This window comes from Streptomyces xanthochromogenes, assembly GCF_014650455.1.
Lineage (GTDB): Bacteria > Actinomycetota > Actinomycetes > Streptomycetales > Streptomycetaceae > Streptomyces > Streptomyces xanthochromogenes.
Genome location: NZ_BMUZ01000018.1, coordinates 39,076 through 51,605, shown reverse-complemented (window position 1 = coordinate 51,605; position 12,530 = coordinate 39,076). Strand labels below are relative to the sequence as shown.

Annotated in this window: 11 protein-coding genes; 4 read left to right on the top strand and 7 right to left on the bottom strand. The window is 70.7% G+C overall.

The annotated features are described in order from the left end of the window. The 3 genes from IE267_RS35580 (at position 1) to IE267_RS35570 (ending at position 3,189) form a co-directional block, all read left to right on the top strand. Positions 1–1,380: a uracil-xanthine permease family protein gene (locus tag IE267_RS35580; protein WP_161246701.1), complete on the top strand. Its 1,380-nt coding sequence runs from the start codon at positions 1–3 to the stop codon at positions 1,378–1,380. A 132-nt stretch (positions 1,381–1,512) separates the two neighbouring features. Further along, the gene (locus IE267_RS35575) at positions 1,513–2,250 is read left to right on the top strand and encodes a DUF5995 family protein (protein WP_268251629.1); all 738 of its coding nucleotides are present in this window, start codon (positions 1,513–1,515) and stop codon (positions 2,248–2,250) included. A 9-nt stretch (positions 2,251–2,259) separates the two neighbouring features. Beyond that, positions 2,260–3,189, top strand: a complete 930-nt coding sequence (locus tag IE267_RS35570; RefSeq protein ID WP_189766065.1) for an LLM class F420-dependent oxidoreductase — start codon at positions 2,260–2,262, stop codon at positions 3,187–3,189. A gap of 127 nt (positions 3,190–3,316) precedes the next feature. Here the strand turns inward: IE267_RS35570 and IE267_RS35565 are convergent, their stop codons facing one another. From IE267_RS35565 to IE267_RS35550, 4 genes are all read right to left on the bottom strand, one after another. Next, complete coding sequence (locus IE267_RS35565; protein ID WP_167155001.1) at positions 3,317–5,008, bottom strand: flavin monoamine oxidase family protein; 1,692 nt, start codon at positions 5,006–5,008, stop codon at positions 3,317–3,319. A 98-nt stretch (positions 5,009–5,106) separates the two neighbouring features. Then, positions 5,107–5,904: a carbon-nitrogen hydrolase family protein gene (locus tag IE267_RS35560; RefSeq protein WP_167154998.1), complete on the bottom strand. Its 798-nt coding sequence runs from the start codon at positions 5,902–5,904 to the stop codon at positions 5,107–5,109. A 763-nt stretch (positions 5,905–6,667) separates the two neighbouring features. After that, positions 6,668–7,123 carry an Lrp/AsnC family transcriptional regulator gene (locus tag IE267_RS35555; protein ID WP_053724485.1) on the bottom strand — a complete coding sequence of 152 codons (456 nt, stop codon included), beginning with the start codon at positions 7,121–7,123 and terminating at the stop codon, positions 6,668–6,670. Positions 7,124–7,133: 10 nt separating this feature from the next. After that, positions 7,134–8,603 carry an amino acid permease gene (locus tag IE267_RS35550; RefSeq protein WP_161246707.1) on the bottom strand — a complete coding sequence of 490 codons (1,470 nt, stop codon included), beginning with the start codon at positions 8,601–8,603 and terminating at the stop codon, positions 7,134–7,136. 389 nt (positions 8,604–8,992) lie between these two features. Here IE267_RS35550 and IE267_RS35545 point away from each other — a divergent pair, with 389 nt between their 5' ends. Beyond that, entirely contained in the window at positions 8,993–10,057 is a 1,065-nt protein-coding gene (locus tag IE267_RS35545) for a GDSL-type esterase/lipase family protein (protein ID WP_189766064.1), read from the top strand. A 115-nt stretch (positions 10,058–10,172) separates the two neighbouring features. Here the strand turns inward: IE267_RS35545 and IE267_RS35540 are convergent, their stop codons facing one another. From IE267_RS35540 to IE267_RS35530, 3 genes are all read right to left on the bottom strand, one after another. Further along, entirely contained in the window at positions 10,173–11,615 is a 1,443-nt protein-coding gene (locus IE267_RS35540) for a GuaB1 family IMP dehydrogenase-related protein (protein WP_161246711.1), read from the bottom strand. A gap of 128 nt (positions 11,616–11,743) precedes the next feature. Continuing rightward, positions 11,744–12,082, bottom strand: a complete 339-nt coding sequence (locus IE267_RS35535) for a barstar family protein (protein ID WP_189766063.1) — start codon at positions 12,080–12,082, stop codon at positions 11,744–11,746. Continuing rightward, positions 12,079–12,513 (bottom strand): guanyl-specific ribonuclease, encoded by a 435-nt coding sequence (locus IE267_RS35530; RefSeq protein ID WP_189766062.1) that lies wholly within the window; start codon positions 12,511–12,513, stop codon positions 12,079–12,081. Before IE267_RS35530 ends, IE267_RS35535 begins: the two co-directional genes overlap by 4 nt. Positions 12,514–12,530 lie beyond the last annotated feature (17 nt).

Sequence of the window (12,530 nt, the reverse complement as noted above, 5' to 3'; positions counted from 1 at the left end):
ATGCGCCTCGGCGTGCACTGGACCTTGCACGGCGATGGGCGGACCCCCGCTCCAGGAGCCGTCGTACGCCCCGACGAACGGCTCACCTGGCCGCGCACGATCGGCCTCGGCGCCCAGCACGTGGTGGCCATGTTCGGTGCCTCGTTCGTCTCGCCGGTCCTGATGGGCCTCGACCCCAACCTCGCGATCATGATGTCCGGCATCGCGACGGTCATCTTCCTGCTGGCCACCAAGGGCCGGGTGCCCAGCTACCTCGGCTGCTCGTTGTCCTTCGTGGGGGTCGCCGCCGCGATCCGAGCCACGGGCGGCACCAGCGCCACCGTGACCGGCGCCGTGTTCGTCGTCGGCGTGGTGCTGTTCTTCGCCGGTCTCGCGGTGCAGCGGTTCGGCGCCCGGATCATCCACGCGGCGATGCCGCCCATCGTCACGGGTGCCGTCGTCATGCTGATCGGCTTCAACCTGGCGCCGGTCACCGCCGCCACGTACTGGCCGCAGGACCAGTGGACCGCGCTGATGGTGATGCTGTTCACCGGTCTGGCCGTGGTGTGTCTGCGCGGCTTCTGGTCCCGCATCGCGATCTTCCTCGGGCTGATCTTCGGATACGGCATCTCCTGGGTGCTCGACCAGGTCTTCGGCAGGATCCACTCGGTGAACGGCGGCCCGCAGGCCGTCGACCACTGGCGCCTGGACCTCTCGGGCGTGGGCAAGGCCGACTGGATCGGGCTCCCGAGCTTCCACGCCCCGAGCTTCGAATGGTCGGCGATCCTCGTGGCGCTGCCCGTCGTCATCGCCCTGATCGCGGAGAACGCGGGTCACGTCAAGGCCGTCGGCGAGATGACGGGCACCAACCTCGACGACAAGCTCGGCACCGCGATCGCCGCCGACGGCGCCGGCTCGATGCTGTCGACCGCCGTGGGCGGCCCGCCGAACACCACGTACTCCGAGAACATCGGCGTCATGGCCGCCACCCGCGTCTACTCGACCGCCGCCTACTGGGCCGCGGCAGGATTCGCGCTGCTCTTCGGCCTGTGCCCCAAGTTCGGCGCGATCGTCGCGGCGATCCCGGGCGGTGTGCTCGGCGGCATCACCGTCATCCTGTACGGCATGATCGGGCTGCTCGGCGCCCAGATCTGGATCAACGCCAAGGTCGACCTGCGCAATCCGCTGAACCTGGTGCCGGCCGCGGCCGGCATCATCATCGGCATCGGCAACGTGACGTTGAAGTTCACCGAGAACTTCCAGCTCAGCGGGATCGCGCTCGGCACGATCGTGGTGATCACCGGCTACCACGTGCTGCGCGCGTTCGCCCCGGCCCACCTCAAGGAGCAGGAGCCGCTGCTCGATTCGGGCACTTCGTCGTACGAGAAGGACCAGGCATAGCGCGGTACGGGAAGGACGGGGCATAGCGCGCCGGGGCCGCCCGTAGCGGCGTCCCGGCACGCCGTTCATCCGATCCGGTCAAGCCCCCTTACGGCGGTGCTGGGCCGGGCCGGGGGCTGGGACGCTGCCCCCATGACGCAGACCGCATGGACCGGAACCGGACACCCCGCGCGGCACTCGACGCACACCCACCGGTTCGCCACGCCGCTCGACCCCGTGGTCCGGCGGATGCGGGCGCTGCGGGCCGACCTGCCGGCCCGGGACGGCGTCGCGGTCTTCAACCGCGTCTATCTGACGGTCACCGAGGAGATCTCCCGGCTCCTCGCGCACGACCACTTCACCGACCCCCGGGCCGCGGCGACCCTGGACGTGCTGTTCGCCGGGCGTTATCTGGCGGCGGTGGAGTCGTCGTCCCTGGGCCGGCGCCCACCGGACTGCTGGCGTCCGCTGTTCCAGTACCGGCGCCATCCCGGGGTGCGTCCGTTGCAGTTCGCGCTGGCCGGGATCAACGCGCACATCGGGCACGATCTGACGCTCGCGGTGGTCGACAGCTGCCGGGCCCTCGACTGCGAACCGGCCCTCCTGGAAAGGGACTTCGACCGCATCGGCGACACCCTGGTCCTCCTGGAGGAACGCATCCGGGAGGAACTCATGCCCGGCCCCGACCTGTTCGAGGTGGCCGACCCCATGACGCATCTGCTGGCGTCCTGGAGCCTGGACCGGGCACGGGACGCGTCCTGGTCGGCGTCGAAGGTCCTGTGGCAGTTGCGGGAACTTCCGGCCCTGGCCCAGGAGTTCACTGATCGGTTGGACGCGGGCGTGGGTCTGGTGACCCGCTGTCTGCTGACCCCCCTTTCGGTACCCGACTGAGGAGCGACCATGGCGATACGGCTCGGACTCGGCCTCCCGCAGATGAAGCAGTACGACCTCGGCCGCGATGTGCCCGCGGTGGCGCGGACGGCGGAGGAGATCGGTTTCGAGAGCCTGTGGGTCTTCGAGCGAGTGCTGTTCCCCGAGCCCGCCACCCAGGGTCTGTACGGCGTTCCGGGCCTGCCCTGGCCCGACAGCTACCGCTCGGTGGCCGACCCGCTGGTCACGCTGACCCTCGCGGCGACCGCGACCGGACGGGCCCGGCTCGGCACCAGCGTCCTGGTGGCCCCGCTGCACATCCCGTTCCAACTGGCCCGCTCGCTGGCCTCGTTGGATGCCGCGAGCGGCGGCCGGGTGGTCGCCGGGCTCGGCACGGGCTGGTCGCACGACGAGTACGCGGCGGCGGGCGTGGCGCCCTTCGAGAAGCGCGGCAGGGTCCTCGACGAGCTCCTCGATGTGTGCGCCGCGGTGTGGGGGCCCGATCCGGTCGCCTATCAGGGCGAGTTGACGACCATCGCCCCCGCCGTGGTCGGCCCCAAACCGGCCCGCCCCATCCCCGTCTACCTCCCGGCGTCGAGTCCGAAGTCCGCCCGCCGCCTGGTGGACCGGGCGGACGGCTGGCTGCCCGCGGCTCAGGGCGCGGCGCAGCTCGGCGAGCAGTGGGCGAGGCTCCAGGACCTGGCCGCGGAGCGGGGCAGGACACGCCCGATCGAGGTCTGCGTCCGCGTGAACGCCCAGCACGGTCCGAAGCCGTTCGAGGGCGCGGAACGCCCGCCGTTCACCGGCAGCGCGGCCCAGATCGTGGACGACCTGGCGGCCCACGCGCTGGACGGCATCGAGGAGTTCCTCCTCGACCTCCAGGGTTCCGCACGGGACGCGGAGGAGCTGAAGGACCTGGCGGCGGAGGTGTACGGGCTGGTACGGGCGGCGGGTCTGTAGCCCCGGGGCCGGCACCCGGCCCCGGCCCGCCGGGCTCCTCTCAGCCCGCCCGGCGTTTGAGGACGAGCGCCCTTGAGGCGCGGACGGGGGTCCGGGGACAGCGCCCCCGGCACCTCGGCTCCGGGGGCTAGTCCTCGGGAAGCTCGACCGGGGCGATCGAGTCGTACAGGTCACCCGGCCCGGGGTTGCCCGCATCCGTGGCCCCACCGAAGTGGTGCATGACCCCCCACACCGCGTTGAGCGCGGTCTGCACCGCACCCTCCGCCCAGCCCGCCGTCCAGGAGATGTCGTCTCCCGCGAGGAAGATCCCCCGCTTGTCCTCGGGCAGCGAGTCCTGCATGAAGTGGGTGAACAGCCGGCGCTGGTAGCGGTAGTGCCCCGGCAGGTTTGCCTTGAACGCGCCCATGAAGTAGGGCTCGTTCTCCCAGGACACCGTCACCGGGTTGCCGATGATGTGGCCCCGGATGTCGACCTTCGGGTAGATCTCGCCGAGCGACTTGAGCATGACCTCCATGCGCTCGCTCGCCGACAGCGGCAGCCACTTGAGGCTGTCGTCGCACCACGTGTACGAGAGGCAGATGACGGCGGGCTTGTCCGGCCCGTTGTCCAGCAGATAGGTACCGCGCGTCATGCGGTCGGTGAGCGTCATCGACATGACGTCACGGCCGGTGTCCTCGTCCTTGTCCAGCCAGAACGGCCGGTCGACCGGCACGAACAGCTTGGAGGACTCCATGTAGTGGGTCCGCTCGATCGCCGTCCAGTGGTCGATCGGGAAGAGCGAGTCGTCACAGGCGATCTTGGAGAGCAGCATCCAGGACTGCGCCGTGAAGATCGCCGCACGGAAGGTGCGGATGTCGCCGTCGGAGTCCGTCACGGTGATGCGGTTGCCCGCGGTGCGGTGCAGCCGGGTCACGGCGGGCCTGGGCGCACCGTCGTGCAGCGAGGAGAGCGAGGTGCCCTGCGCCCAGTGCACGATCTTCTCGGGCTCGCGCTCCCACAGGCGCAGCGGCAGCTGCTGGGAGCCCCCGACGATGCCGCGGTGGTGGTCGTCGGCCTCGGTGTAGACGACGCGCAGGATCTCCAGGATGGAGTTGGGGAAGTCGGTGTCCCAGCCGCCGGTGCCGAAGCCGACCTGGCCGAAGATCTCGCGGTGCCGGAAGGACTTGAAGGCCTCCGACTCGCAGAGGAAGCCGTAGAAGGTCTGGTTGTCGAGCTTGTCGACGAGCTTGGCCCAGATCTCGCGGATGCGCGGGATGTCGCGCTCGCGGATGGCCTGGTTCATGTCGGAGAAGTCGGCGCCCTCTTCGAGGCAGGCGTTCCAGGCGTCCATGACCTCGCGGTACACGGGCGGCAGCTCGTCGACCGACGTCGCGTAGTGGGACTCGCCCTTGAGGTCGACGACCGTCGAGGGGGTGTCCGGCGCGAGCGGGTTGGGGAACGGCTTGGTCTCCAGGTCCACCAGGTCGATGTAGTGCTGGAGCGCGGTGGAACACGGGGGGAACCGCATGGCGCCCATCTCGGCGGTGAGCTCGGGGTCGCAGCCCGGGAAGCCGACGGTGCGCAGCCGGCCGCCGATCTGGTCGGCCTCGTACACGACGGGCTTGAGGCCCATCTTCATCAGCTCGTACGCGGCGACGATGCCGGAGAGGCCGCCGCCGATGACCGCGACCTCGGCGCCGTGCTCGGTCGCGGGTATCTGGCCGAGCCCGGCCGGGTGCGCGAGGAAGTCGTCGTACGCGTAGGGGAAGTCCGGCCCGAACATCGTGACGGGCGGCTGCTCGTCGATGTGCTGGACGGCGGTGGGCACCGTGGACGTCATGGGGTACGGACTCCTTGCACAGTACGGAAGTTGAGGGGGCAGGCCCTCATGTCCCGGGGTGGGGACCCGGGCTCAGGGGGTCGGGTGGATCGGGGGCCTCAGACGAGGGAGGAGTAGAGGCCGGGGCGGCGGTCGCGGAGGTACGGGTTGTTCGCGCGCGAGGCGGCGAGGAACTCGGGGTCGACGTCCCCGACGACCAGCTCGGTGCCGCGGCCGGCGCGGGCCCGTGCGGCACCGTCGGGTCCGGCCAGGCAGCTCAGGCCGACGAACTCGAACTCGCCCTCGGGGCCGGTCCGGTTGACGTACGCGACGTACAGCTGGTTCTCGAAGGCGCGGACCGGGACGACGGACTCGGCGACGAACTGGAAGGGGTGCATCTGGGCGGTGGGCACCAGGAGGAGGTCGGTGCCGGCCAGCGCGTGGGCCCGTACGTTCTCCGGGAACTCCACGTCGTAGCAGATCATCATGCCGACGCGGAGGCCGTTCAGCTCGGCCTGGACGACCGGCTGGTCACCCGGCGCGAAGGCCTCCTGCTCGAAGGCGCCGAAGAGGTGGGTCTTGCGGTAGTTCGCGAGGCGGGTGCCGTCGGGGCCGATGAGCTGGGCCGCGTTGTAGACGACGTCGCCGTCGCGCTCGGGGTAGCCGTAGACGACGGCCAAGCCGTGGCGCACGGCGATGTCGGCGATCGCCCGGGCGGAGGGCCCGTCCGCGGGCTCCGCGAGCTTGGCCACGTCGTCGCCGATGGCGTACCCGGTGAGGAACAGCTCGGGGCAGACGATCAGCCCGGCGCCGGTCGCCGCCGCGCGCCCGGCCGCCTCGTCCAGTGCCGTCAGGTTCGCGGTGACGTCCGAGAGACGGCCGGAACTCTGGAGCAGGGCGGTGCGCAACGCGGGCATGGGCGGTCCTCGGCGGGGCTCAAGTGCGGGGTGGGGTCACTAGACGGTACGTTCCGCCGTTCGGCGCGGACAAGGCGCGAGCGTTGCGCATAGTCGCGCGATTCGTTGCGCAAGATCGCGGCTTGGCGGCGATTCGTTGTGCGGTTTTCCGCTGGGTGCGGTTGGGGGCGTGGTGCGGGGTGCCTACGGCTGCCCGCGCAATTCCCCTTGCCCCCTCAAGCCCGCCTTCGCCCGCGGACGTACGGGGCTGGTCGCGCCGTTCCCCGCGCCCCTCAAACCCGCCTTCGTCTGCGGACCGTACGGGGCTGGTCGCGCAGTTCCTCGCGCCCCTGAAACCCGCTTTTGCCTGCGGACCGTCGGGGCTGGTCGCGCCGTTCCCCGCGCCCCTGAAACCCGCCTTCGGCAGCGGACCGTGCGTGGCCGTTCGCGCCGTTCCTCGCGCCCCTCAAACCCGCTTTTGCCTGCGGACCGTCGGGGCTGGTCGCGCCGTTCCCCGCGCCCCTCAAACCCGCCTTCGTCTGCGGACCGTGCGTGGCTGGTCGCGCCGTTCCCCGCGCCCCCAAACCCGCCTTCGTCTGCGGGGCTTCCGTGGCCGTTCGCGGCCCTTGGTGGCACTGGGTGCATGGGCGTCTTCAGCCTGTCCGGCGTTTGAGGACGAGCGCCGTTCAGGCGCGAACGGGGTCTGGGGCGGAGCCCCAGGAGGGCCGGCACCCACCAACGCCGAGTCACGGGCGGGCGGGCGGGACAACCCCAGGGGCCCGGCCTAGGCCGGGGAGCCGGAGGTGTAGCGGCGCAGCAGGGGCGAGAGGACCAGGACCGACTTGGTGCGTTCCACGTACGGCTCGCCCGCGATCCGCTCGAGCACCCGCTCGAAGTGCCGCATGTCGGAGGCGAAGACCTGGACGATCGCGTCCGCCTCACCGGTGACGGTGGAGGCGGACGCGACCTCGGGGTACCGCTCCAGCCCGCGCTTGATCGCGTCGGGCGAGGTGTTGCGACGGCAGTAGATCTCGATGAAGCCCTCGGTCTCCCAGCCGAGCGCCGCCGGGTCCACCCGTACGGTGAAACCGGTGATGGCACCCTCGGCCCGCAGCCGGTCCACGCGCCGCTTGACGGCGGGGGCGGACAGCCCGATCAGCGAGCCGATGTCGGCGTAGGAGCGTCGGGCGTCTTCGGCGAGCGCGTGGACGATGCGTTCATCGAGGTCATTGAGTCGCACTGCGGGTGGATCACTTCTGTGAGGCGGTGGCCAGCCTGGAACGGCGGTAGCCGTAAGCGAAGTAGATCACGAGACCGGCGGCCATCCAGTATCCGAAGTACTCCCAGGTGACCCCGGAGAGGTTCCACATGAGGTAGCCGCAGCTGAGGAAGCCGAGGATCGGGACGACCCAGCCGAGCGGCACCCGGAAGGTGCGCGGCATGTCGGGACGGGTCTTGCGCAGGATGACGACGGCGACGTTGACCAGCGCGAAGGCGAAGAGCGTGCCGATGCTGGTGGCGTCCGCGAGGTTGCCGAGCGGCACCGCGGCGGCGAGCACACCGCAGAACAGGGACACGGCGATGGTGTTGGCGACCGGCGTGCCGCTGCGCGGGCTGACCTTGGCGAACACCTTGGGCACCAGACCGTCGCGGGACATCGCGAACAGGATGCGGGTCTGGCCGTAGAGCACCGTCAGGACGACGCTGGCGATGGCGATCACGGCGCAGGCGGCGAGCAGCGTGGCCCAGAAGGAGTGTCCGGTGACGTCCTTCATGATCCCGGCGAGCGCCGCCTCCGAGCCCTCGAACTGCTTCCAGGGGCGCGCGCCGACGGCGACGAAGGCGACGAGGACGTAGAGCGCGGTGACGATGACCAGCGAGAGCATGATCGCGCGCGGCAGGTCCTTCTTGGGGTTCTTCGCCTCTTCACCGGCTGTGGAAGCGGCGTCGAAACCGATGTAGGAGAAGAACAGCGTCGAGGCCGCCCCACTCACACCGGCCGTGCCCATCGGCATGAAGTTGGAGTAGTTGCCCGACTTGAAGCCCATGAAGCCGATCACGCAGAACAGCACCAGGGCGGCGATCTTCACCCCGACCATGATCGTGTTGGCGCGCGCCGACTCACGGGCGCCGCCGAGCAGCAGGCCCATCGCGAGGACGACGACGATCAGCGCGGGGAGGTTGAATATCCCGCCGTCGCCGGGCGGCGCGGACAGCGCGTCGGGGATGGTGACGCCGATCGTGCCGTCCAGGAACTCATTGAGGTACTGCCCCCAGCCGACGGCGACCGCCGCCACCGAGACGCCGTACTCCAGGATCAGGCACCAGCCGCAGATCCAGGCGACGAGTTCGCCGAGCGTTGCGTAAGCGTACGAGTACGACGAGCCGGCGACCGGGATGGAGCCGGCCAGCTCGGCATAGGACAGGGCGGAGAAGAGCGCCGTGAGGCCGGCGAGCACGAAGGAGAGCGTGACGGCGGGTCCGGCCTTGGGGACGGCCTCGCCGAGCACCACGAAAATGCCGGTGCCGAGCGTCGCACCGATGCTGATCATGGTCAGCTGCCACATGCCGAGGGAGCGCTTGAGCGAACCGCCTTCGCCCTGGCCACCCTCCTCGACCAGGCGTTCCACCGGCTTGCGCCGCATCAGACCGCTGCCGGGGCGCGGGCCCCCGGCGGCGGGTGCATCGGTTGAGGGTGGCGCTGCGCCGTGATCCAACACTGAGGTGGCTCCTTATCGCTGCCAATCGGCGGCGGGTGACCGCGACGGACCGGCCTGCCCGCACAAAAGGGGTATTTTCGGGCAGCATGGAGCCTTCCCGTGGCCGGTTCCGCCGAGCAGGCGGTCCCCGCCACTCCACGTACGGCGAGAACCCTATGGGTTTCCGCTTCCCGGTCGTAATGCAGCAACCTTGCGCATCGGCGGCTGATCATTGCGCGCGGGCGCGAGCAGTGGGTGTTTGTTGCACATCAACGTTCGATACGTGCGTATGCCCTGTTCGTGCCCCTTCTCACGGCCTCGCGCAGTGGTCCTGGTCACGGGCTCGCACGCCGGTCCTGGTCAGGCGGTCGCCTTGACACTTCATCAGGGCTGTTGCAGGGTCGCGCCCCATGGAGCTGCACGTGCCGTACGAGATCGCCGGGCCGTCGGCCACGGGCTGGCTGGATCCGGCCCCCTTCCTGCGCGGGGTGGCCTGGCTCGACGCCGACGGGCAGCCGGTACGGGCCGATCCGGACGATGTGATGCGGCTGCCGTGGGACACCGGGGAGCGGGCCGCGCTGCCCATCGGAATGCGGATCGAGTTCACCGCGCGGGAGGCGTCGGCGGTGGAGGTCCGCTATCGCGCCCGGGTACCGGAGGACGACGCGGAGCTGCACGACCTCGCGCACACCTTCGCGCTCTGGCAGGGCGGGCGGTGCATTGCCGAGGAGTCCGTGACGCCCCGTCAGGAAGGGCATGTGCGCCTTCAACTGCCGCGCTCCCCCGGCCCGTTCACCATTCATCCGCCCGAGGCGCAGGCCCCAAGGATCGTCGGCCTCCGGCCGGTCGGCGGCACGCTCGCGCCGGCCCCGCCGCAGCCGCGCTGGCTCGTGCACGGGGATTCCATCACGGAGGGCTGGTGGTCGACGCGGCCCGCACACGCCTGGCCGGCGGTCGCGGGCCGGGCGCTGGGTCTGGATACGGTGAACCTCGGGTACGCGGGCGGCGGGCGCGGCGAACTTCCCACCGCCGAACAGCTCGCGCGCCTTTCGGGCGACGTCATCACGCTCGCCTTCGGCACCAACTGCTGGTCGCCGGTGCCGTTTTCGGCCACGCTGATGCACGAAACGACGCTGGCGTTCCTGCGGCTCGTACGCCAGGGCCATCCGACGACGCCGCTGCTCCTGGTCTCCCCGCTGCTGTGCCCGGAGGCCGAGCAGACTCCGAACGCGCTGGGCGCGACGCTCTCCGAGCTGCGCGCGGCCATGGAGGGGGCGACCGAGGAGCTCATCGCCGGGGGTGATCACACCCTTCAACTGCTGCCGGGCAAGGACCTGTTGACTCCGGACCACCTCGTCGACGGGCTGCACCCCACGGACGAGGGGCACGCCGTGCTCGGGGCGGTCGTGGCGCGGGCGCTGGCCCCTCATGTACCGGCGCCCCCGGACGCGTCCGGGCCGTCCCGCCTGCCGTAGCCGGGCTGGACGTGCCCGGAAGCCCACCGCACGTGCCGGAGCCCCCGCGAGAGAAATCGCGGGGGCTCCGGGGCGTACGGCGGTCGGGCGATCGGGCCGTACCGCTGGGCGGTGACTAGCTCCAGCTGGCGTGCAGCGGCTTGCCCTCGGCGTAGCCGGCGGCGGACTGGATGCCGACGACGGCCTTCTCCTCGAACTCGGCGAGCGAGGAGGCACCCGCGTAGGTGCAGGAGGAGCGGACACCCGCGATGATCGAATCGATCAGGTCCTCGACGCCCGGCCGGGTCGGGTCGAGGAACATGCGCGAGGTGGAGATGCCCTCCTCGAACAGGGCCTTGCGGGCCCGGTCGTAGGCGGACTCGTCGCTCGTACGGTTCTTGACCGCGCGGGCGGAGGCCATGCCGAAGGACTCCTTGTAGAGGTGACCTTCGGCGGAGGTGTGCAGGTCGCCCGGGGACTCGTAGGTGCCCGCGAACCAGGAACCGATCATGACGTTGGAGGCACCGGCCGCCAGCGCCATGGCGACGTCGCGCGGGTGGCGTACGCCACCGTCGGCCCAGACGTGCTTGCCGAACTTCTTGGCCTCGGCGGCGCACTCCAGGACGGCGGAGAACTGCGGCCGGCCCACGCCGGTCATCATCCGGGTGGTGCACATGGCGCCGGGGCCCACACCGACCTTGATGATGTCCGCGCCGGCCTCGATGAGGTCGCGCACGCCCTCGGCGGCGACGATGTTGCCCGCGACGATCGGGACCTGCGGGTCCAGGCCGCGCACGGCCTTGATCGCGGCGATCATCGACTCCTGGTGGCCGTGCGCGGTGTCCACCACGATGGTGTCCGCACCGGCGTCCAGGAGCTGCTTGGCCTTGCCGGCCACATCCCCGTTGATGCCCACGGCGGCCGCGATGCGCAGCTTGCCCTCGGCGTCGGTGGCCGGGGTGTAGAGCGTCGCGCGCAGGGCGCCCTTGCGCGTCAGGATGCCGGCGAGACGGCCTTCCTTGTCCACGGCGGGGGCGTAGCGGCGGTTGGCGTTGTCGAGCTTGTTGAAGGCCTCGCGCGGGTCGATGTCCGCGTCCAGGAGCAGCAGGTCCTTGGACATGACCTCGGACAGCTGCGTGAACCGGTCCACGCCGGTGAGGTCCTGGTCGGTGACGACGCCGACCGGCCTGCGCTCGCCGTCCACGACGACGCCCGCGTTGTGGGCCCGCTTGGGCAGCAGGGCCAGCGCGTCGGCGACGGTCTGGGTCGGGTCCAGGACGATCGGGGTGTCGAGCACGTGGTGACGCGTCTTGACCCACGAGATGACGTCGGTGACGACCTCGATCGGAATGTCCTGGGGGATCACGACGATGCCGCCACGGCGGGCCACGGTCTCGGCCATGCGGCGGCCGGCGATCGCGGTCATGTTGGCGACGACGAGCGGGATGGTGGTCCCCGAGCCGTCGGGGGACGCCAGGTCGACGCCCTGGCGGGAGCCCACCGCGGAGCGGCTCGGCACCATGAACACATCGTCGTACGTCAGGTCGTACGGCGGCTTGATGTCGTTGAGGAAACGCACGTGCTGAACATCCCAGTCGTTCGAGGTGGCCCCAGGCATTTCAGCCAGGGGAAAAGCACGTAGTTCATTGTCCCATGTTCGTACGATTGCGCTGCCCGGGCCGATCGTCCAGGGACAGGACCTTGGGCCTAGTGCGATCCTCCTAGCGCGAGCACCGGGCACAGCTCCGGACCCGCCGCCTCGTCCAGGATTTCCCGGGCGATCGCCCACTCCTCGGGGCGGGCCTCGGCGTACGGCTGCCAGCCGGTGACGATCAGGAGCCGCCCGCTGCCGTTGGCCGGGAGGTCGCCCAGACAGTCGGCGAGCGCGTCCCAGTTGCGGCCGAACCAGTCGGGCAGGTCGAGGGCGCGGGCGAAGCGGTCCATCAGGGCCTGCTTGCCGGTGACGCCGGTCAGGTCGAGGACCACCGTGGTCCAGCCCTCGGCGCGGGCGCCGGCGAGCAGGCCGGCGAACGGTTGGGCCGTCATCGCAGTACCGCCTTGAACGTCTTGTAGTGGTCGCCGGTGTAGTAGAACTCGCCGCCCTGCCCGGTGATCAGGCGCCGGGCGCCGCGGTCGCGGGAGCCCGGGGTGTCGACGGTGTACTCGTGGTAGTAACCGCGCTTGTGCTGCGGCAGCAGCTTCTCGAAATTGCCGAACACCACGCCGTCCTTGCTGTACGGGAACGGGCCGCCCTTGTCGATGAGCTTGAGCGTGCTGCGCGCTTCGGGCGGCAGCTGGGCCGCCGGGACCGTGGCCATGCCCTTGGCCCAGGCGGGTGCGGAGGCGGGTGCGGACACCGGCGGGGAGGACCCCGGGCCCGTGGGTTTCGCGCTGTCCTTGCCCCCGCAGCCGACGAGCAGCACGGCGAGGCACGCGAGGACCGCGGCGAGGGCGATCCGGGCAAACCTGTTGATCATGCCTCGATGGTCCCATC

Bases quoted from the DNA above. Each gene is read 5' to 3' on its own strand.
- IE267_RS35580 (WP_161246701.1), top strand. From the start codon at position 1: ATGCGCCTCGGCGTGCACTGGACCTTGCACGGCGATGGGCGGACCCCC.
- IE267_RS35575 (WP_268251629.1), top strand. From the start codon at position 1,513: ATGACGCAGACCGCATGGACCGGAACCGGACACCCCGCGCGGCACTCG.
- IE267_RS35570 (WP_189766065.1), top strand. From the start codon at position 2,260: ATGGCGATACGGCTCGGACTCGGCCTCCCGCAGATGAAGCAGTACGAC.
- IE267_RS35565 (WP_167155001.1), bottom strand. From the start codon at position 5,008: ATGACGTCCACGGTGCCCACCGCCGTCCAGCACATCGACGAGCAGCCG.
- IE267_RS35560 (WP_167154998.1), bottom strand. From the start codon at position 5,904: ATGCCCGCGTTGCGCACCGCCCTGCTCCAGAGTTCCGGCCGTCTCTCG.
- IE267_RS35545 (WP_189766064.1), top strand. From the start codon at position 8,993: ATGGAGCTGCACGTGCCGTACGAGATCGCCGGGCCGTCGGCCACGGGC.
- IE267_RS35535 (WP_189766063.1), bottom strand. From the start codon at position 12,082: ATGACGGCCCAACCGTTCGCCGGCCTGCTCGCCGGCGCCCGCGCCGAG.
- IE267_RS35530 (WP_189766062.1), bottom strand. From the start codon at position 12,513: ATGATCAACAGGTTTGCCCGGATCGCCCTCGCCGCGGTCCTCGCGTGC.